We start from the raw sequence: 22029 nt of genomic DNA on the forward strand, positions 1-22029 counted from the left end.
CTACCCTGAAGGTCGGATGTTCAACTAGAAAGAACCGATCCTCAATTGCCCTGCCTCGTAGAACCCTCAGAGTTGAAATAATGACGGATGAATTCGGATACCTCTGAACTAATATCCTGATATTGTTTCGACGCGTCTGCCATAAGCACCTCCTTGTCCCGCGGCGAGGCGATGGTGACTATCTCAAAGCCATTGGCCTTGCCGTATATTCTGACCAGACTCTGTATATCCTTATGGATCTTTTCGAGAAGCGCATCTCTCTTTTCTAGCAAGGCCCTCTGGCGCATCTCAAACTCCTCCTGCCGAGCCTGAAACTCCGCTCGCTTTTTCTCGATCCTGGTCTGCAGTTCCCCCATGAATTCATGCGATAGGCTGCCCACTTCGCTTTGAAGCCCTTTTGAAATGCTCCTCTTCCTGCTATCCTCTATGACTCCATAGCGGGATAAGAGACGGGCGCGTTCCTGCTCTACGGCAGATCTAGTCTCATCCACCAATTTGACTTTATATCGCATCAGTTCAATATCGGCTGCTGCCTGCCTTTCGTTTGCCTTTCTCGTGAACTCCTCTTCAAGAGCTTTTTTCTTTGCAGATATCTTGTCGTTTATTTCCGTCTCCAGCCGCAGCAGCTCAGATTCGACCTTTTTCCTGTCCTCGGGTTTAAGATCAGCCAACTCCAATTTGAGCTGCAAATTAAGAGTCAAGGGAAGATATTCCTGCTGGATGGCCTTGACATAAGCATCCAACTCGTTGTTCATCTCGCCTCTTATCGTATATAGCTCGTCCTGGATTCCAGCCTCGATCGCTCTTGACTTCTCTTCCAGTTTTCCAGCGATGAGGTCCTGCAGATCGGCTTCAAACTGGCTGAGCAGATCCTGAATAATCGGATCATCCGCAGTCTGCTGTGTTTCCCCGCTCTGTCCCGTTGTTTCCGCGCTCTGCTCCTTTGCCGACCTGTCACTCTCGGGAAGGAAGCTATCTAAGAAACTCAGGATCCCCTCATAGAACTTCTTGTTTTGATCGCTGAGCAACTGACTTCGATCGATGTAGTCTCTCCATTCTTCTTCCTCTGCTTCCATGACCTGGATGACATTTTGATACTGCGTCCACATGGGATGCAAGGAATAGAGAGCGTTTAGGTCGACCCAGCGAACCTTCTGAACACTGTCTTCAGTAGCCGCGCCACTTATGGGGATGGGCGCGCCAATGGACATAGACAGCGCCAGAAGTATGGCGATCACCCATAGTACCTTCCGGGGTTTCAGCAGGCTGTACCAGTGCCTGAATAAACTATCACATTGTCGAAGCCCCAGGGCGAAGACCCTGGGGCGTGAAAATCCATCTAGGGAGCAGTGAGATCCTCTTATTGAATCCGGCGCGTTCACCTGCTTCCCACCCCCTTTAGATTGGGCAAATCCAACTGCAGGCCAGATACCAATGAACCTTATCGCCGGTCATCACTTCTTGCTGTTGGCTTCCAACTTCTTCAACACAGTATCTGTGACATCTTTTCCCCCATATAGGACGATTTCGCGTTTCAACACCACTTGCAGGTTCTGCTCCTTGGCTACGCTCGCTATGGCAGCGTCAAGTTTTGTCTCTATATTTTTAAGAACATCTGCCTTTTGCTTATCTAGCTGACTTTGATAATCCCCCTGGATTTTCTTGATTTTCGCGGCATATTCATTGCGCAGCTGGTCGATCTTCTCCTGATCCTGCATTCCCTTGACTTTCGTATTTAATTCATTTTGAAGCTTGGCCGCCTCAGAATTCAATTGCTCCTGCAGCCTGGCAAATTCTTTCTCAAGGGAAGCGGAGGCATCCTTAAAATCCTTGTGCTGATTCATGATTCGCTGCACGTCAACGAATCCAATGTCACCGCCATTGGAAGCAGCCTTGAGTCCTCCTCCAATCCAGATCAACACTGCCCCTATCACAAGTATAGCCACTGGAACAAAAGCCCTGTAAATCCCCTTCGAAATCTTCATCAACCGAATATCCTCCTTTGATTTAGAACATTTGACCGATGCTCAGATAAGCCTGGCCGCCTTCCTTGCTGGTGCCGTAATCAATGCGGATGAGCCCTATCGGCGTGTCTATCCTCACACCCACGCCGTATCCTGTCTGGAAATCCTGCATACTGATGGGCGAGTCGCTAGCCCATGCGTTGCCCGCATCGACAAAAAGCACACCTTGGAGCTTATCCACTATTCTAAAGCGATATTCACCATTAGCATAGATCATCTTATCGCCATAGAACCGTCCGTATTTGTAGCCCCTTACGGTCTCCGCCCCGCCTATGCGGTATTGCTCCTGAGTCGGCAACTCCCCGGAAGAGAAACCAGATGAGACTCTAAGGGCGAGTATCTGGTTCTTCCTCACTTGATGATACACGCTGCCTTCTAGCTCATACTTGTTGAATGTATAATCTCCACCCAGCATGCCGCCAGCCAATTCAACTGAAACGCGCTTACGGCTCCCGCTCGACGGGTTGAGGAAGTTATCCCGAGTGTCATTTACTCCGCTCAGAGTGATACTCCTGATCTCCCCTCCGCCCACGACTTCCTTCAAGCCCGGAGTCACGGGGGAGAAACTCGTATCATCTATTCTAAGGGTGAGATAGAGCCTCGTGTCCTTGGCGATAGGCCTGCCAAGCTGCACATTGCCACCTTTCCTGTACTCTGTATATTTTACCTTGTCCGGTTCTGCAACTCCAGGATCAAGAATGTGGTAATCCGCGTCATATTTTCTTTCTACCTGATTACGCCTGCTATACAAGTTGAGGCCGAAAGATGTTCGCTTAGCATCCAGCCATGGTTCATAGAATCCAAGCTCATAGTTGGTCGTCCCTGCCCCAAAATCCCAGCGGACGTTTATATGCTGGGCATTGCCAAGGAAATTGTCTTCCGATACATCTATGTAGCCAATGAAACCTTGACTCGAGTTCCATGCCACCCCAAGGTTGGCCGTGCCGGTGCGCCTTTCCTTCACCACATAGGTAATGGTATATGCATCTTTATCTGAATTTAGATCGAGCTTGACATCGACCGACTCAAAGATCCCGAGGTTGAAGATGCGCCTCTGGTCCTCGCGCACTTTATTGATATTGAGGACATCACCTGGCTTGAGCATACTCTCCCGCAGGATAACCTTGGGTTTGGTCTTTTTGTTACCGTCTACCTTTATGTCACCGACGGTGAGTTCTTTGATCTGAATAGTTATAAGCCCAGAGGAGGATATACTCACGTCAGTGACCCGTGTAGAATAACCAGCATTGTAATAGTACTTCAGGATGCGCTCGAGATCTCCATTTAGTTGCTTGACATTCAGGACCTCCCCAGGCTTTACAGTCATCAGCGACCTCAGCTGCTCTTCCGTCATCACCTTGTTACCAGTAAAGGCGATGCCTGATACCTTGGGATTTTCAATTACTTCGAAGATCAGTTTGACGCCATCTCTATGCGCAACGGTCCTGGCCGTGGGGGGTTTGAAAAAACATCCCATCTCATTGATCCTCTGAAGATCCTCTTTGATCTTTTGCTCTGAAATCTTGTCACCCACCTTGACTTGGGTGACCTCGAGGATCTTTTCTTTAGGGATATTCTGATTGCCCTCCACATCGATCGCCACGATGGTGGGTTCATCAGTCGCTCCCGCAGCCATGCACGGAATCCCCAACGCGACGATCAGCATCACAGCCATCAGAGAGCAATGTATTATCGTTCTGCATAAGATCCTTGATCTGGACAATTACTCCGCCTCCTTCACAGGTGGACACACGCTTCGCATCTATCATGCGCTTGTGCCATAACTTACCTTTTCTTGTTTCCGCCGGTTCATAACAAGATACATCACACATATTCGCCTGAGAACCCGTGAATCCTTCCGAGTTACTAAGGCAATTAATTCCGTCATGGGAAGGTTGCTCCAATGGTCAGAATTTGAGCCTGGCCTCGAGACCTACGGAATAACGGTCTTCTCCCTCAAATTGGCCGCTCAGCACTACCCCCGGAGAAACGAGATATTCTAACTTAAGCTTGCCTAAGGTATCCGGAGAAAGAGGAGCGCTATACGAAACGAAGAGATGTTCATCAACATATTTCCCAAGCCTTAGGGTAAACTTGTCTTCCTCATTCCGTTCCAGCTTCACCTCATCGAGGGCGAGTGCCTGCCTCAGCGCTCTTTCCATGCTTCCGACCACCTGGAGGCGGAGTTCTTGGTCAATGATCCTGAGGATTTCATCTTTGATAGCCCCCTCCACATCTCCTTTTAGAACCCGGGTCACGGCAGAAGGATAGTTCAAGAGGGCCATGATCTCATCCTCCTGCATAGGGGGATCGGATGAGAACCTCATCCTCAAAGAATCAGGTCTCCCTGTCAACGCCAGCATGACACGTGTGTGATCCACGCGGGTCTCTCCGTGCACCTCGATGTTTGGGACAATGCCATTGCCCTCTGAGAAGTCAGCCCTCCCATCCGTTAAATTGAATTCGGTCCCGAAATATACAAATGATCCTCGATGCGCATACAGAGTCCCCGTAGCCTGAGGTTCCTGTAATGCTCCCCGGACATGTATACTCCCGCCAAAGAGTACATCTATCTCCTTACTCAGCAGCCGTCCATTGTTCCCGAAATCAAGTTCAAGGTCAAGACCCAGGTTGCCTGCGATCTTCCCCGACGTTTTCAGAGTAAATGGATTGATCTCAGCCTTATTCAAACGTATCTTCCCACTGGCGACAGGAAGCTTGGCCGGGCCGTGAACCCTTACACTGCCGGTGACCGAAGTCGCAATGGAATCAGCGATCACTGGCAGCTGGTTCGCCGCAAGCGAAAGATCCACCGCAGATAGTTTGAATTGCGCAAGCCCTATCCTGCCCTGGCATGAAATCCCTCCGGCTCTAATCTTTCCCCTCACGGACCTCACCATTACCTCATTGCCCCGGAATTCGATATCTGCGGCAATGTCTGTAATTGCATCGGCAATGGGCCGGATCTTGATCTCCCCGCCATTTAAGGTTATCTGCCCAAAAAGCATAGGGGCCCTCAAATCCCCTTCGATTCGGGCTGAGACATCCGCGATTCCCCGCGCCCATTCAATTTCATCAGTCAGCAATCCGAGGAGGTTCAGGTCGGCCTTACTCATCGTCACCCCCAGGTCGAGGGCGCCTGGTCTCGATGGCGGAGAGATTCCAAGGGCCTCGAGGTACTTCTCAGGAATTGGCAGGGTGCCTGATATGGAGGCACTATGAGCGCCATGCTTGAGAGTCGCTTTTTCTATCGTGAATCTACCACCTTGATATTTGCAGTTCCCGGAGATGTTATCAAAGTAAAGCCTATCAATGCTTCCATTTACCAGATTCCCGGAGATGGTCGCCACCGGCGAGCGCGCAAGGCCAGTGATAATGGCGTCAAGATTCAGAAGCCCTGTCACATTATGTCTCATGCCCATTGCTCCCACAGCGGACTTTAAGTCGAAAGATCGTGTGACGAGGCTGATCTCCACAGCGCCCTTCGGGTTATATGAGCCATGGGCGCTCAGATATCCTTTGCCTTGGTGGATCTTGAGGGATTTGAGAGATACAGTCTTTCCATCCCCCGCTGCCTGAAGCAGCAATTTCCCCAAGTCGCTCCCTTCCATGGTGACCTTATCAGATGCAATGGACAAAGAGAAAGAAGGCTCTGACATGGATCCTTTAACGACGGCCGAGCCATTCAATTTCCCGGCGATGGGATCAAGATAGCGAACGGCCAAGACTCCACTCACCGTGCTAATATCGATGCCAGCTATGTCTACTTTGAGATCCATCCCCTTTTTGCCGACAAGGTTGACCCTGCCTGTCACCCTAACTGTCCCGCTCCCATCGGCCACATCGACGGGAGAGAATTCAATGTATCTTCGACTCGCCGATATCAGGCCTGACACACTCTGAAGGTCCGAGCGCTCTAACTTCATGCCATTCATGCTCAAAGCCCCTGAGACCACAGGATCATTCCAGACGCCTTCAACCTTACCCTGAAATCGGATTTTTCCGGAAATGATATCAAAGGGGCGGGCTAGCCCGGAATAAAGTGCAATCAGTTTCAGCGTTTCTCCAGCGTCTGCCCCCTCCAGTCCCACGTCCATGTCTATGTTCTTTCCCATCATTGCCCGTCCGGATGCGACCAGTGTCCCTCCAGCAATACCGAGTGTCAGGCGCCGGATTGTCATCAGGCCCCTTGCCAACGTGAAATCAAGACTGGCAGAACCCATTCTCTGTTTTGCGAGAATAAGATCCCCAAACTCAAGCTGCCCGGAAACCTCGGGGTCATTGATCTTCCCTTTAATAGTCACCCGGCCATTTGCCCATCCCCCGGCATCGAATGAGGTCTTGGAGATCTGAAGAAGCCTTTTGACATCTGCTTTCTGAACGACGACTGAGAGATTCATCCCCTCCTTGCCGATTTTGCCTGAAGCCCTATATATACCAGCAGCCGATAGACGGCAATCATCAAGGGTGATTCCATCTAGACCCGCCACGACAAATCCACTCAAGTCTTCGAATCCGTTGCCAAGGAGTTTCCCGCGCTCTACCTTGACGATCCCCTCATATTTCATATTGTCAAAAGGCCCTGATACTTTGCCGGACAGCGAAGTTATGCCTGTTGTCTCACTTCCAGAGAAGCCTAACGCAGGAGCGATGGTCCCAAGGTCAAGCCCTTTGCCGGATATATCCATGTCAATGGCCGGCCGTGCCAGATCGATGACCCCAGCAGCAGCGAGATTAGCCTCCTTATTGACAGCAACAAAATCACTCAAGTAAAGACTTGCGCCCTGAAGTCTGAAATTCGTTCTGACTGCATCGAACCTGAAGCCGTCAAAATCAAATGAACGCGCGGAGAGACTTCCCACAGATGAGATAGACCCGTGTTTCCAGGAGACCACCGCCTTCCCATAGAGGTTCCCTCTGATCCGGCTCCAGTTGACCGCTACCTTGCCGGGGAGGCGGGCATCCGGCTGCTTGAAGAATGGTGAAAGCTCCTCGAGATGCAAGCCCTCCCAGGCCGTCGTCGCGGTCAACTCGCGAAGGCCCTTATGGCCCGAATTTGATCCTAGATCCAGATCCGCCACTAAACCCCCCCGGATGGTCCCCTTGGCGATATTCGCAGATATGTCCTGAATGGAGAGCGCCCCATCATCATAGAGGATCTTTCCTTTCAAGGCGGTCAGCCTCCCATCATAGATATTGATGGAAGGGAAAGAGAAATCTCCCCTGGCCGACAAACTATCTAGTCTCCCGGATAACCGAACGGAAATATCGCCAGCACCTTCAATGGGTAGACTCGCGCCCGCCTTCCGGTGCGGGTCCATAAGTCCTACAGGGAATTCAGAAGGAGAAACCCCTGTGAGAGAAGCATCTACCTGTATAATGGGGTTCCGACCTGGCTCTACTACCTTGCCCTTCGCAAGCAGTTTTCCGCCGAAGACATTCGCAGAAAAATCCTCTATTCGCAGCTCTTGTCCACATAGGATAATACTGGTATTGATGTCGGTTATATCCTTTTCTAGGTTGGAGAACCTGATCTTCCCATTTGTGGCCTTTATGGCGCCAGAATACACCAGAGAGCCTAAATATCCAGCAGCGGTAAAGTTAACCGCTAAAGAACCCTTGAGATCAGTCAAGCCGGGGATCAAGCCCCCGGCCTTGATCTCTGAGATATCCAGAGCCGGAGATCGTAAGCTTAACTCCAATCTTGGGCGCGGGCCGAAGAAAATGTCCCCGGCCAGGGCTACAGGAGACTTGCCGATAACCCCGATAGCCTGGCCAATATGCAAAGAGAACTCATCAAAGCGGAAGGTCGCCGAGATATTTCCCACGGGTTCCTTGAGGATGGAAGGAACTGCGAGACTGCCCTCCTTGAGTTCAATAGCCCCTTTATATTTCGGCATCTCCCCTCCCCTGGATTCAAATGTGATCTCTCCTCCGGCCTTTCCAGATATAGGCCCAATGGATGCCAGCGGACCGCCAGATAGGATGGCATCCACGTCATCCAGATTGATCTTGCCTTTATAGTCGACCTTTTTTGAGTCGAAGCTAAGCGGTCCACCTGAGGTAGATCCAGAGAAGCTGGCATCCATGCTCACTTTGCCCGCCATGCTCTCGACCCCAAGATCCTTGTTGCCAAATTTAAGATTTCCTGATAACAGCTGAACAGTGCCACTAAATCGGGTTTGTCCTGCCATCCCTTCAGAATCATGACCCTTTAGCTCTCCATTGTAATCAACCCTGCCCTTCCACATTCCGGAAAGGCTCTCCAGACCATCCACGATCTGCTTTGCGACAACTTCCCCATTTGCGAAATTCATTACACCCGTATATTTAAGATTCAACCCTGCTCCATATGATTGCTTACCTGAAGTCGCGCTCTTCCCCGCCTGTCCTATGTTCACCTTTCCATCAAAAGAGATATTGCCATTCAGGTTGCCGGAGATCTTTTCAAGGCCCTTGACGAGACCTGTAGATGATGCCTGCCAACCAGTAATATTGAGTTTCCCGCTGAAGCCTAAGATCCCCTGAGGATCCGTATCGAAATTGATGTCGCCGGATAGGGCACCTTGTGCCTTTAAGTTGCCTCCGCCCACAGCGCCTGATTTACCGCCAGTTACCTGCAAATCAGAGATCCCATTGGAGAGCTTCACAGCACCCTTGAATTTCGGGGCTGCCTTATCCTTCGCCTCAAATATCAGATCGCCATTCACCTTGCAGCTCAATCGATCCTGAAATGCCGGGGCCACCAAACGGGCCTTAACAGAAGCATCCTTTAGGGTTATCGTGCCCCGATACCAGCCGGGGGCTGCCGCGCTTGCGCCGCTATGCGACTTTGCCCCGGAACCTAGCTGGCCTTCAAACTCCAGCTTCGATAGGTTGACACCCGTCAGTTCGTCAATATAGACATTTACGGTTTGGGCATCCTTCCCGCTGCCCATAGTAAACTGGAACAAGCGCGGGATGAGCCCAATGGCAGCATCTTTCTTGAATGAGGAAGCATCCAGAGCTATTTCGCCGGAATATGAGATCCCTTTGGCATTTGGATTTGAGCTGGCATGCACCTGCGCGTCGATCTTTTGATCATGAAGCCCTTCCAGCCATTCAACAGCGGGGGGTCTACCGACGAAATCAAGGAAGTTCAAAGCATCGCCGACCTTGATATCATCTATCGTGCCATCTAATGAGAATGTATTGTCATTCTGTCTAATCCAGCCTTTGGCCGAAAGATGCGCGTCACCTTTTGAGAGGGTGCCTGACATGTCTCCGATATTCACTGTCCCCTTGTCAAATACGATGAATCCATTTATATTCCTTATCTCGGCCACCGGGGACAGCTTGCCTTTCCCTCCCGCCATATCCTCGATTTTCACTATCCCGTCTTTGATCAGTACCTTTGAACTCAGGCTATCTACATCATTCACCGTTGCCCGCGATTTTAATTCCTGGGCCAGACGCGCCAGATTCCAAGTCCTATCGCTGTTCCGCCTCACGTTCACCTCTGCACCGGTCATAGATATGGTTTCAATGGCCGCTGTGGCCTGACGCCTGCGAAAAATAAAACCTAGAAGATCCATCTCCACCTCTGCCTCTTTGACTCGAAAGATGGGCGAGATGGGACGATTAGGCATGGCAGCCATGGCCACATCTGCGGATCCATTGCGAGAAATGCCCGCTCCTTCTGCGCCACGGGAAGCCCCCTCGCCGGCCACTCCCTCTGAAATGACTATATCATAGAACTTGAGACGATTAGGTAGCACGAAGCTCGCCCTGGCGATTCTGACAGGAGCTCCCAGGGAGCTTTCTAATGCGGCTGCGGCGATCTGGCCTATGGTTCCGCCGCCGTGCAGTGTTCGCGCAATTAAATAGAGGCCTGCCCCCCCCAGCAAGGTCACTATGGTTGCTATGATAGCAAATGATACCATCCATCTTTTTCGCATATGAAAATCTCCACCCGGCTCCCCTGGCATAGACAAGAGGAGCTAAATCATCGAAAAATCCCTGCAAATGTTCAATTATATAAATGAAATTCGACACTGAAGCGTGTCATTCCTTTAAAGAAGCCAGAAAGATTGTTCTATGATCTCAGGTAATCAAAGGACAAGCTGGATCAACCCCCCTTGCCTTCCCCAGGATTTCCATCGGAGTCCTTCCCTTGATCATCCTCCACGGTAACTTCAACCTCTACGGCACCGTCAATCACGAATTCAGTAGGAAAAGAAAATCTCATAAGGCCGCCAGACGTTAATTCATGCTGGCCAGTGCGTGGTTTTCCGGGTTGCTCTTTTCCCTTTCGCTCAGGAGGTATCTTGTCTTGCGCTGCCCGGTGGATAGGAGCAGTATCCTCGTTCTCTCGTATGCTCTTTTCCTCCGAGCTGGTCATGTCAGCAGGCGTCCCGTCCCCCTGCCCCGGAGGCAGATACTCCACAATTATGTCGCTGTTCTTTTCTTGCTTCGTGAAACTCAAAAGAAGGTCCTCTAGGCTCTCGAACTCTTTCTTAGGTCCCTCCTGCGCCGCCGCATCAGTCTGACTGTTGCCATTCGCTGACGCATAAGCCGCCGGGGTGCCTCCCCCGCGAACCGTGAGATATATGATGCCAGGAGGCGTATCTTTCGGAATAGTGACACCTAGCACCTCAGTCCGGACAGGCATCCTATATGGCCGGTAACTTACCTCGATATGGGCTGTTTCTCCGGGCCTTACGCTTTTCTCCAGGATCTTCGCGCCACTTATAACGGCGGTCTTTCGCTTACTTTCAACTCTAGCGGCAATGCTTATAGATTTTATAGATACCTCTTGAAATTCATTACTGCAGATCGCACCCACTATCTGGGGTAATTCATCCAGTGAAGCCATTGATATGTCGCTATCACTAAAATACAAGTTTTCGCGCTCGACCCCCTGTTTTTGTCCGTCAATCTCCACCTTTAAGGAGACCCTAGAAGTCCCCGAGCCTATCCTGCCCAGTGTGGTATCGAGGGCTTGAAGGGCAAAGGCGGCGGCAAGATCTGGCGCGATTTCAGGATCATCAACCATCTCAGCGCTGAAATTTCTGGTGGAAAGATGATCCTCATCCACGACAGTTACCGAAATCGGAATGCTCCGCGTCCCCTTGCCTAGGGTCCCTGAGATGCCCGGCAGCCGATCCTGCACAACTGCTCCGATGATCTTCCCAGGAGAAGCGACCTTGAAAGGCATAGCAAGCCCTTGCACTATATGATGAACGAAGGCTGATGTAGCGTAGAACCCCACATCCCCCTTACTCAAAAAGGGGTGCCCGAAGGCTAGAAACCTATCGCCCTCAATATAGGTCATGGTTCCCACAGCGGTGATGGATGCATCCCCTCTCATCAGCTGCACACCGATGGAACCACCCGGGGCCATTTGAACATCTTGGTCGAAAAAACCCTGCGCGCCACCAGACCGGATGAACTGCAATCCAGGGCCCCCAAGACGTTGCCTTAGCATAGAGAGGGATCTCCCGCTCAACCCCTGCACCATGACGGGCGTTTCAACAGGAATGATCCTTGCCGCATTAGGAAAGGATGTCCTCCCTAGAGATCCGGATCTGCCTTCGAGCACTATCCGAGATATCCTTCGTCCGTTGATGGAGATCGGTGTCTTGAGGGTGTAGACTCTAGTCTCATCAGGGCTATGTAGGTCGAAAAGCCGCATCATTTCTTCGATAGGTGTCGCGAGAGCCACACTATGGTCCGCATATTCATATCCATAGGAGAGCGCCCCTGCGAGTTTCCCCGAAATATATATCGGGCTGCCACTCATTCCTGCAGCTAGGCCGCCTGTACGCTTCACCAGATCTCCGCCGAGGCGGACAAGAATCAAAGAACTATCAGGAGCATCGCCTTCCAGCACGGCCAAGACCTCGACTTCAAAATCCTCTATTTTAGTGCCACTCACCACGGTCTTGCATATACCCTTCATCCCCGGCCTTAGTTCAGACATCGGCATTATTTCGGGCACCTTGAGATCGACTTTCGTTCCCTTTGAACCCGCCTCAGAATTCGCGCCAGCGCCGAAAGGAAACACAGCCACACAGATCAGGAGCGCAAAAAACAAGATAATTTCTTCGATCAAATATCTCCGTGGCTGCCCTACTTTAATGTCCATAATGGGTGTCCGTCTCATTATAAGTTACCTCCACTTCAGCGGTGTCAACTGGCAGCGAGTCATAAGCGCGGGGAAGAAGGGTTTCGTTTTTGAACACAAGGATGGCATCGCCAACCTTTCTTTCTCTCCCCTCTGAAGGCAAGTTCATCACAAGTCCACGTATGGCGAGAGTAGACGAACCTCCCCCGTCGAGGTTGATGGCATCAACTGCGCCAAACTCTATCATGAGGCGAGCTAATTCATCAAGCCTGAGGCCGACGCTGATCCCCTGCTGCCTGCCTGTAGCGACCAACATGATCAAATGATTGTCGGCTGTGACTCCGATAGCGGTCCTTGGCGCCCTGCCAGCCGTGACATCTAGCTTGAACAATTCTTCCTGTGATGTAATTGTCACGACTCCGCTAGCGACAAGCCGGGGGCCAGCGCCAACCGCATGTATGACTCCCTGAGAGATCCAATCAGGGTCAAGGCGCAGATCCAAATGTATTTGGTCACCCATAGCAATATCGCCAAGCTCGGCAACCGAGTTCCCGTGGCATGATACCACGAAGCCGTTTCTCGGTATCTGCAGATTCCCCCGGCCTATTTCCACCACCGTATTGTCAACGACTGAAAATTCGAGACCAAATCCATTTGTGCGGGTGAAATCACCCCAATGGGAGGTGTATATTATCACATCGTTTGTTCCGCGAGGGCTGTTCACGCCGCTTACTTTGATCTCACGGCCGCCCGGCAGGATGATCCGGCCCTGAAGGTCGACCCTATCAATCAACACCTTTCTATCACTTGTTATACCAAAGGCGCTGCGTCTATAAAGAGGTCCTGAAACGATGTATCCGTCTATGACCATGAGTCCCAAAGGCCGACCGTCAGGCGCAAAATAGATTCCATTAATGCCGGCGATGGCGCCATAGCGGCGGGAAATCCCGCTCACGGTATCGCGGCTCGAGAGACGATCGCCTGCGAGCGCCGGACGCACGGAGATAGTTGGATCATTCAGGTCGATGTCTAAGACATCCACCCTCAGCGGGCCATCTGCCATTCCCCGCTCTAGCTGGATATACCTGATGCCGGGAGCTACGAATATATTCGATTTCTCTTCATAGAGTTTCGGTATGTCGACCACTATCCTGGGAGGATCCTCGAGCGCGAACACGGATGCCGTAGGCAGTGGATATGCAAGATCTATGACCGCGCGCGTCAGCTCAGGCGAAGGCATCGTGACACGTATACCAGATAACGCTATTTTATGGATGTTTTCATCGATCTCGATGGCCCGGGCCTGCGGAAACTCTAAGACTATCCGGCTGGGATTACGGGTTTGCGAGAAATGGTATTCTGGAATCGCATCTGAAAATTCAAATATAACCCTGACCTTTTCCCCATTTTCATTATACCGCACACTTTGTAGAAAGCGGGCAAAGGGAAGGCTGGAAATGCCATCATACGCCCTGGCCATTGGAACGCGATATATCAAGAGAACAAGACATAACGACAGCATGATTCGCATCCATATATTCGCGGACAGACCGGAGCGATGGATGCGCCATCGAATTGAACCCATGGTCAGCATATCGGATCACGCCCGTTTAAATATACTCTACAATGATTTCGCCTGAAAGCGCGTAGCTCCTTTCTAGGAGATCAGAAATCAATAAATTTCTCTTGCCTGAATTATCCCATAATGCCTGTCATTACTTGATGATATCAAGGGCTGACGGGGTTAGGACGATTGGGGGAGGGGACCCTACCCCGAAGATAGCGGCGCCCGCTTCGGGGGATTTTCATCCTTCTGCTGGTGCTGCCGCGGCAGATATGTAGTGGAACCCCGAGACGGTATCGCCTACACCTCGGCCATTTTCATGCGAGGAGCGCCGCCACTACTCCAACCAGGAAAATGCCATCATAAACCCCCGCGCCGCCGATACTGACCACTTGCGCGCCAAGACGTCTGATCTTGCCCAGATTCAAAATATCCGCGCCTATGAGCGTCCCCAGCGCGCCCGAAATATATGCAACCTGCGCCGCGTCCTGCCTCGCGAGAATAAGAGCCGCTGAGGCCGCAACAAGGGGCGGGATGAATGCCGGAAGCACGATGCCGACACCTGGTGTCACGCGCGCGAGAGACTTGGAGACCCATGCCACAACCAGCGTAGATAGGATCACCGGAGGAATAGGAGTCCGAGTGAGAAGGTACAAAGAAAAGGCCGCAGGGATGATGGCGCCGCCCAGATTTACTGCGATGACCTGCTCCCGGACACGTGGCGGGTAATAGAAAAGGAAGGGAAACCAGAGGACCGGTCTCTCTTCTACTATAAACCTCTGCCTGTGGAGGGGGATATTGATGACACTCCCCAGGAGTGATAACCCGAAAAGCAAGATGGCGCCAGAAGGTGTGAGACCCAACTTGGTAAAGGAAATGGCTGCGACATTGAAATAGAATAAGAAGATCAGGGCTGGCAACAACAATAGGGCGAGAATCAATAGGGGAATAAATCCAAACATATTTCATCATCCTATCTGCGGAGATATAGTTCGACCCGTATTATCTTGATCTATCCAATGAGATTTTACAATTCCCCTACCCTGGCAAGCAAGCCCTCTGAAAGCAGCCATGGTGATTCCAGGATGCGGCCCGCCCCCTTTACGGCACAATTTGTAGGATCTTCAGACACATATGAAGGGATTCCGGTCTCTTGGGAAAGAAGTCTGGGTAGACCATGCAACAGCGCGCCACCGCCTGTCAAGATGATTCCCCTGTCTGCTATGTCTGACACAAGCTCGGGTGGTGTCTCCTCGAGAACTGCCTTGATGGCTTCCACGATGATGCTGATAGGTTCAAGAAGCGCCTCATGGATCTCATCGGAAGAAATAGAGACGCTCCTGGGGAGACCTGTCACAAGGTCGCGCCCGCGTACCTCAGCGCTTCGTCGTTCTGAGACCTTATATATCGTGCCAATCGCTATCTTGATCTCCTCTGCCGTAAGTTGACCAATCAACAGATTATATGTCTTTTTCACATACCTGACTATTGCCTCATCGCACTTATCGCCGCCAATCCGGAGGGAACGAGAAGCCACGATGGAATTCAAGGAGATGGTCGCTACAGTGGTTGTCCCTCCCCCCAAATTGACCACAAGGTTCCCGCTCGGTTTGGATATATCAAGTCCGGCGCCAAGGGCAGCGGCTATCACTTCATCTACGAGGTGTATCCTCCTGCCCCCCGCAGACGTGACAACTTCCAACGCGGCCCGCCGCTCAATATCCGTGATGCCTGATGAAATGCATAGCACGACCTCAGGGCGGAGAATATTCCGCCTGGTATACACTTTCCGGATAAAATGCCTAAGCATGGCCTCCGCGGCAGCGTAGTCGGCTATAGCCCCGTCCTTCATGGGTCTTAAAGTCCAGATACCTACCGGGGTCTTGCCAACCATACTGCGGGCCTTTTCCCCGACCGCGGAAATCTTGCCAGTCGCAGGGTCGAGAGCCACAACCGAGGGCTCCTGCACGACAATGCCACGCCTTCTGGCGTATATTCTGATATTTGTCGTTCCGAGATCTATGCCGAGACCTGAGAATATCCCAAGCACGAAGCGGTCCCTCCCGGCGTCTTTTTCCCTCCTGCCCTAGACCTTCTCTGCGCCTTCAACCTTTCTTTCCACTAGTTTTAGAGAAACCTTCATTCCGGCGCCTGTCTTGTTCTCCAGGTATTTTCTGCGTGTGGCTTCTCCACCTCTTATATGACGCTCAGCTTTGTTTTGTTCTAGAATCCGCTTCACTTTGCGTGATAGGGGTTTGCTTATGGTCGGCAGTCGGTCAGTGACGTCTTTATGGACCGTGCTCTTGCTAACATTATAGGAACGCGCCGCCTGTCTTACAGTGGCCTTATTCTCGACTATATAGTTGGCGATGTCGACTACCCGGCGACGAATATAGTCCCTCATCGAGCCAGCCTCCCCGCATGGTATTTACTACATGTATATGCGGGGGGATGGCCGGTATTCCGCTTTAAAGCTTATCCGGTTCAACGGGTTCCTGGCCTTTTCTCACCTCGAAATAGACCTGAGGGACCGTTGCAACGCCTGTATCCCCTGATACTCCTATGACCTCTCCTTGTCTGACCATATCTCCAACATGAACGGTTATGGAGCCAAGATGCCCATAAAAGGTGGAAATATCGCCAGCATGGGATATGGAGATGGCCATGCCATAGTCAGCCACCTTTCCCGCCTGCACGATTTTGCCAGACAAGGCGGCCCTCACGGGAGTCCCTGGAGGAACTTCTATATCAAGTCCAGGGTGAAATCTCCAGTCGCCATATACTGGATGGCGAGACCACCCAAAAGAGCGTATCACTTTGCCAGGCACGGGCATCATGAGTTCCTCGTTTTTCGGCAGCGTAGCATCTTCCGCCTTTGCAGACAGATCTCCCTTCGGCTTGTCGTTCTCATGTTTGACGGTACCCCGTTCGATTGCATCGCGTTTGATGGCACCCTGTTCAACAGTGCTCTGTTTAGCAGAACCCTGTTTAGCAATCTCCGGCTCGACGATTTCCTTTTCGACAGTTGCCCGTGTCTTTCTGGCAGCCGGATCATCTGGGGCAGGTAGCTTCCCCATAGCAGGCGGCCCGTTTGGTTCATCAGAGCCGGCAAAGTAATGGGAACGAAGTCCCAGACTGAAGCCTGCGGTAATGCCTGCCACCACCACAAGGATAAGGGCTGTTCTCGCGCCCCTCCGGGCCATGACGGAACCCCAGGCTTTACGTAGGTCCCCGAAGAACGAGGCTAGCGCGTCGCACAGGCATCTCACCGGAGAAGATGCAAGACAGCGGACCCTATTTGAGAACCTCCTCAAATGCATAATCAAAGATCTGGATGTCACACTACCACCTCCATCCAAATCTTCCCCACATTTTGGATGATTATGCATCGGGAGCCTCAAAAACCATGAGCTTTCCAGCTAATGGGCCTATAACCACACAATTCCCTGAATTTGTAAGATTGGATCCGCAATCTGGCCGCCGCATAGAGAAACCTGTCAGGCATGCGCCGGTGCCATCCTAAGGATATCCATCTTAGGGATATATGGATTTGATGTCTACGCCGGTGTAGTAATATCTGAGAATTTCCTCAAACGATTTGCCTTGCGCGGCCATCCCTGATGCGCCATACTGGCATAGACCGACACCGTGGCCATATCCTGTTGAAGATATCCTGATGTTCTGTCCTGATATCTGCCAGGAAATCTTAGATGATCTCAAACCTAGAGCCTGCCTCATCTCCATGGCGCTCAGGATCTTCCCCCCTATGCTTATCGTCTTGACTCTCCCGGTGGGTGAACTAGCCAGCACTGTAATGGGCCTTTGCATCATTTCGCTGGTGGTGACACGTATGGCGCGGCCAGCTATATTATGAGTCTTGGTCGAACTTACCCTGAGGTCTACACCCAGTCGTTTTTCAATGTCAGAGATTGAAAACTGCTTTACCTCATTGAATGGAGACCGTGTGGAGCAGAACTCACATCTCTTTGAACGAAGATATGGGACGGGGGTTGACCAGACATCCTCGGAATTCTCTGTATATCCCCCACATGAGGAATGAAATGCTGCATCTATGGGAATTCCATTGTAGGTCACGATAAGGCCTGCTGTGGACATAACGGCGTGAGCGATTTTACGGCTCCATATGAGCCCTTCGAGATAGCCCCATTTTCTGCCCATGCCGGCCTCAGAAAGCCATGCCTGGCAGTGTCTATAATCCGTACACACGTCCGCCCCTGGGTGTTCCTGGCATCCTGTGCCACCATAGATTTTCATCCGTTTTACAGCGAAAGTCCTTGCGGCCACAGCCTGGGCCTTGAGCGCCTCCAGAGGGAAGGAAGCAGGCATCTCTGCCGCCACAACGCCTACAAGATAGAGTTCAAGGGGCATTTCAACCATTCGGTTATCATCAGAAATGAATACGCGGACTGGAGGACCCAGCGCCGATTGAGGGGGCTCAACGGGGCGACATCCCCGAACGAGGATTGCCGGAATGATTATGATGACGATCAAGCAAAAGGCAATGGTACTTGCTATTACCCGACCCATGGGCTTATCCCCCTGTCTAAAGGATCTATACGCCCATCATGGTCAGGTTAGAACCATGATATAATGTCAGGAGCGCTAAATCCCCGTTAGAGGACCTGCGCTATAGGTTCCTGCTGGGCTTCATCATACACCCTGGCTATATCAGCGCCTAGGCCTGCCAGCTTACGGTCCATCGCCTCGTATCCTCTGTCGAGATGGTAAATATCCTGGATTTCCGTCTCGCCATTTGCGGCTATCCCGGCGAGCACCAGAGCAGCCCCGGCTCTGAGGTCAGGCATCCTGACATGAGCTCCTGATAAACGTCTCACACCCTCGATAATCACGCTGCGATTTTCGATCCTGAGATCGGCGCCCATGCGATTGAGTTCGGCCACATGCATAAAACGGCCTTCGAAGATCGTCTCGGTAATGACGCTTGTTCCTGAGGCAATAGAAAGAAGAGTCATCATTTGGGGCTGTAGGTCCGTGGGGAATCCTGGATAAGGAGTGGTGGTGACATCTGTGCAATAGGGTCTCTTGTCGGATAAGACGCGGAGCCCTCCCCCAAGATCCTCTATCGTCACGCCGACCTCCGTCAACTTGGCAATGACCGCTGTAAGATGCTCAGGCACTACATTCTGCAGGGTGATATCTCCCCCTGCGACGGCACAGGCTATCATATAAGTCCCGGCCTCGATGCGATCAGGGATAACCGGATATGAGATCCCCGATAACCCAGATACGCCGTCGATCTTGATGACGCTCGTGCCGGCCCCTCGTATCTTTGCGCCCATGTTGTTAAGGAAATTGGCCAAATCAACGACTTCCGGCTCGCGCGCCGCATTCTCTATAACAGTTTCCCCCATCGCAAGAGAAGCGGCCATCAAAAGGTTTTCCGTAGCGCCCACACTAGGGACATCTAGATAAATCCTAGCCCCCCGTAGACCGCCCAGGGCATCCATTTGGATCACCCCGGATTCCTGCGTGATCGTCGCGCCCATAGCCAGAAAACCCTTGAGGTGCAGATCAACAGGCCTTGAACCTATAGCACACCCTCCGGGGAGTGGGATCCTTACGGAATTGAGTTTCGCCAGGAGAGGCCCGGCCACTAGGAAAGAGGCTCTCATTTTCCGGATCAAATTGTAAGGGGCTTCGTCTTTTTCCACTTTTGCGGGATTTATGACAACCTTTGAACCAGAGCGTTTGACCTTTGCTCCAAGAGCCTGTAACAGCTCCAGCATTGATTTCACATCATCCAGATCAGGAACAGAAGTTATAACCACCTCATCGCCGGCCAAGATGGAACCTGCTAGTATCGGAAGTGCCGCGTTCTTTGCTCCACTTATCATAACCATGCCCCGTAGCTTGTTACCGCCTCTGATGATCAATCGCTCCAATTCAATTTCCCTCCGACCCTAAATCAAAACCCCATTATGCCTATTTCACCCTGTCACCGCACCTCCCAGTCTACCATTTTCCCTGCTAGGGCGGCAAGCGCCAAGTGTTGCCAATGATCCCAGGATCAGACGAAATCCGCAGGCGGTGAATCCTCCATCCCGAAGTAGTACTTTATAGCCTTTACGATCCTCTGACAGGCCTGCCCATCACCATAAGGGTTCCCGGCATAAGCCATTTCGGCATATGCCGACCTATCAGAAAGCAGCCTCACTGCCTCTTTGAGGATCCGTTCTTTTGAGGTGCCAGCTAGCCTAAGGGTGCCAGAAGCTAGACCCTCGGGGCGCTCGGTGACATCCCTCAATACCAGCACCGGTTTATTGAGGGATGGGGCCTCCTCCTGCATACCTCCGGAATCGGTCAATACGAGATAGCATCTTTTCATGAGGTTCACCATGGTCAGATAGTCCACCGGATCGATGAGATATACCCTTTCTTCAGCGCCCAAGATTTCATGGGCCGGTCTCCTGACCTGTGGGTTCATGTGCACAGGGAACACCACGATCAGATCAGGGAATGTATGGACCAGTTCGCGTATGGCCGTGAGAATCTCCTCCAGAGGCCGCCCCCAATTTTCGCGACGATGTGCCGTCACCAGAACCATGCGATACCTATCAAATGGAATGCTCGCCAGGACAGGATCCCGGAAGGAGAAATCTCTGGCTGTTGCAGCCAGCAGTGCGTCGATCACCGTATTGCCTGTGACAAAGATCTTCTGTGGCGAAATCCCTTCCCTTATGAGATTTTCTTTGTGATTCTTGGTGGGAGCAAAATGAAGATCAGCCAGGACGGCGGTAAGCTGGCGGTTCATTTCTTCAGGGTACGGACTGTATTTCTGCCCTGTCCTGAGGCCCGCCTCCACATGCCCCACTGGGATTTTATGATAAAAAGCCGACAGCGCGCCAGCCATGGTCGTTGATGTATCGCCATGGACCAGCACCAGATCTGGCGATTCTGCCTCTAAACAGGACGCGAGCCCCGAAAGGCACCTTATCGTTATATCTGTGAGCGTCTGACCCTCTGACATTATATCTAAATCATAGTCTGGGGCGATATCGAAAAGATCTAGCACCTGATCCAGCATATGACGATGTTGGGCTGTAACTGCTACAATGGTGGTAAAACATGAATGCCCCTTGAGTTCTATGACTAAAGGGGCCATTTTTATTGCCTCAGGTCTAGTTCCGAATATCACCATGATTTTCTTCCTATTACTGCCATTGCCCAAAGAGACCATCACCACCCAAGATCCTGCAAAACTAGATCAACTGAGCGTTTGACTGCGGCTCGATCCCTGATTCCTCCGCGACTTATATCCCCCAAACTCCCGGAAGAATATGGAAAGAACTATGGCGACGATTACAATAGTAATATAACTAGACTCAATTCCCAATTTAGCTGACAAGACAGCGCTGAGACCAAGGAGCCCGGTCAATGAATACAGGGTCAAAACCGCCTGCCGCTGAGACAGTCCCATGTCTAGCAACCTGTGATGTATATGCCCCTTGTCCGCCACGTAAACGGGCACCCTTTGCTGCCATCTCCTGATGATTGCAAAGGCTGTATCAAAAATAGGTACGCCAAGGACCAGAAATGGGATCGTCAATGATAGAGTCGCAGGGCCCTTTAGAGCGCCGATGACTGAAACCCCAGCTAGCGTAAACCCTATGAACATTGCGCCTGCATCCCCCAGGAAGATCTTCGCCGGGTTGAAGTTATACCGCAGGAAACCTAAGGTAGCCCCTGCAAGAGCGGCGGCCAAGACGGAGGAGGTCTCCTGGCCCTTGCCAGATGCCACAACAAATAGAGAAATAGCGGCTATTGCGGAGATCCCTGTGGCCAGACCATCGAGTCCGTCCATGAAATTTACCACATTTGTCATACTTACTAGCCACAGCACCGTTATGGGGACACTCAATGCCCCCAGATAGAACATTCCGCCAAACGGATTAGTGACGAACTGGATCCTGACTCCAAATATGGCCACGAGGGTGCTTATGACAATCTGACCCAGAAATTTCACCTTTGCAGAAAGCTCCCCGCGGGATTTCTTATAATCATCCAGAACCCCGAGGGCCAGAATCGCGACGCCTCCGGCCAGTATGGCCCGGACAACGCCATCATGAGGCAGCCAGCAGAGCGTGGTGACCACGAATCCAATTGCTACGGAGATCCCTCCGAGAAGAGGAATGTCGTGATCATGAACCCTTCTTTCTGAGGGCTTATCTATGAATCCTGCCTTCAACGCGAAAGCTCGAATGAGCGGTGTAGTAACGAGCACGATGGCCAATGATTGCACTAGAGCCAGAATATAATACTTCATAGCGATACCCCCAGTTCCCCACTCCACCCAT

Annotated in this window: 14 protein-coding genes; all 14 read right to left on the reverse strand. The window is 51.6% G+C overall.

From position 1 onward, the window contains the following. Nucleotides 1–41 precede the first annotated feature (41 nt). Nucleotides 42–1382 carry a hypothetical protein gene (locus HPY52_02675; protein ID NPV79171.1) on the reverse strand — a complete coding sequence of 447 codons (1341 nt, stop codon included), beginning with the start codon at nt 1380–1382 and terminating at the stop codon, nt 42–44. 72 nt (nt 1383–1454) lie between these two features. After that, nucleotides 1455–1985 carry an OmpH family outer membrane protein gene (locus tag HPY52_02680; protein ID NPV79172.1) on the reverse strand — a complete coding sequence of 177 codons (531 nt, stop codon included), beginning with the start codon at nt 1983–1985 and terminating at the stop codon, nt 1455–1457. A 22-nt stretch (nt 1986–2007) separates the two neighbouring features. Then, the gene (locus HPY52_02685) at nt 2008–3747 is read right to left on the reverse strand and encodes a BamA/TamA family outer membrane protein (protein NPV79173.1); all 1740 of its coding nucleotides are present in this window, start codon (nt 3745–3747) and stop codon (nt 2008–2010) included. Between the two features lie 184 nt (nt 3748–3931). Next, nucleotides 3932–9946, reverse strand: a complete 6015-nt coding sequence (locus HPY52_02690; protein ID NPV79174.1) for a hypothetical protein — start codon at nt 9944–9946, stop codon at nt 3932–3934. Nucleotides 9947–10131: 185 nt separating this feature from the next. Beyond that, nucleotides 10132–12168: a hypothetical protein gene (locus tag HPY52_02695; GenBank protein ID NPV79175.1), complete on the reverse strand. Its 2037-nt coding sequence runs from the start codon at nt 12166–12168 to the stop codon at nt 10132–10134. Next, a complete protein-coding gene (locus HPY52_02700; GenBank protein ID NPV79176.1) occupies nt 12140–13660 on the reverse strand; it encodes an AMIN domain-containing protein in 1521 nt (506 codons plus the stop codon). Before HPY52_02700 ends, HPY52_02695 begins: the two co-directional genes overlap by 29 nt. A gap of 350 nt (nt 13661–14010) precedes the next feature. After that, nucleotides 14011–14655 carry a DUF1614 domain-containing protein gene (locus tag HPY52_02705; GenBank protein NPV79177.1) on the reverse strand — a complete coding sequence of 215 codons (645 nt, stop codon included), beginning with the start codon at nt 14653–14655 and terminating at the stop codon, nt 14011–14013. Between the two features lie 65 nt (nt 14656–14720). Further along, nucleotides 14721–15743, reverse strand: coding sequence for a rod shape-determining protein (locus HPY52_02710; protein ID NPV79178.1), 1023 nt, complete (start codon nt 15741–15743; stop codon nt 14721–14723). 36 nt (nt 15744–15779) lie between these two features. Beyond that, entirely contained in the window at nt 15780–16097 is a 318-nt protein-coding gene (gene spoIIID / locus HPY52_02715) for a sporulation transcriptional regulator SpoIIID (GenBank protein NPV79179.1), read from the reverse strand. A gap of 64 nt (nt 16098–16161) precedes the next feature. Continuing rightward, entirely contained in the window at nt 16162–17034 is an 873-nt protein-coding gene (locus tag HPY52_02720) for a M23 family metallopeptidase (protein ID NPV79180.1), read from the reverse strand. A gap of 193 nt (nt 17035–17227) precedes the next feature. After that, complete coding sequence (spoIID, locus tag HPY52_02725; protein NPV79181.1) at nt 17228–18241, reverse strand: stage II sporulation protein D; 1014 nt, start codon at nt 18239–18241, stop codon at nt 17228–17230. Between the two features lie 86 nt (nt 18242–18327). Beyond that, the gene (murA, locus tag HPY52_02730) at nt 18328–19617 is read right to left on the reverse strand and encodes a UDP-N-acetylglucosamine 1-carboxyvinyltransferase (protein NPV79182.1); all 1290 of its coding nucleotides are present in this window, start codon (nt 19615–19617) and stop codon (nt 18328–18330) included. Between the two features lie 125 nt (nt 19618–19742). Continuing rightward, nucleotides 19743–20912 (reverse strand): UDP-N-acetylglucosamine 2-epimerase (non-hydrolyzing), encoded by a 1170-nt coding sequence (wecB, locus tag HPY52_02735; GenBank protein NPV79183.1) that lies wholly within the window; start codon nt 20910–20912, stop codon nt 19743–19745. Nucleotides 20913–20939: 27 nt separating this feature from the next. Beyond that, nucleotides 20940–21998, reverse strand: a complete 1059-nt coding sequence (locus tag HPY52_02740; protein NPV79184.1) for an undecaprenyl/decaprenyl-phosphate alpha-N-acetylglucosaminyl 1-phosphate transferase — start codon at nt 21996–21998, stop codon at nt 20940–20942. Nucleotides 21999–22029: the final 31 nt, after the last annotated feature.

It is taken from the genome of Bacillota bacterium, assembly GCA_013178415.1.
In the GTDB taxonomy this organism is placed as follows: domain Bacteria; phylum Bacillota; class SHA-98; order Ch115; family Ch115; genus Ch115.

Coding starts and splice junctions, on each gene's coding strand:
- HPY52_02690 (NPV79174.1), bottom strand. CDS start 9,946: ATGGTATCATTTGCTATCATAGCAACCATAGTGACCTTGCTGGGGGGG.
- spoIIID (NPV79179.1), bottom strand. CDS start 16,097: ATGAGGGACTATATTCGTCGCCGGGTAGTCGACATCGCCAACTATATA.
- HPY52_02695 (NPV79175.1), bottom strand. CDS start 12,168: ATGAGACGGACACCCATTATGGACATTAAAGTAGGGCAGCCACGGAGA.
- HPY52_02700 (NPV79176.1), bottom strand. CDS start 13,660: ATGCGAATCATGCTGTCGTTATGTCTTGTTCTCTTGATATATCGCGTT.
- wecB (NPV79183.1), bottom strand. CDS start 20,912: ATGGTCTCTTTGGGCAATGGCAGTAATAGGAAGAAAATCATGGTGATA.
- spoIID (NPV79181.1), bottom strand. CDS start 18,241: ATGGGTCGGGTAATAGCAAGTACCATTGCCTTTTGCTTGATCGTCATC.
- HPY52_02705 (NPV79177.1), bottom strand. CDS start 14,655: ATGTTTGGATTTATTCCCCTATTGATTCTCGCCCTATTGTTGTTGCCA.
- HPY52_02740 (NPV79184.1), bottom strand. CDS start 21,998: ATGAAGTATTATATTCTGGCTCTAGTGCAATCATTGGCCATCGTGCTC.
- HPY52_02680 (NPV79172.1), bottom strand. CDS start 1,985: ATGAAGATTTCGAAGGGGATTTACAGGGCTTTTGTTCCAGTGGCTATA.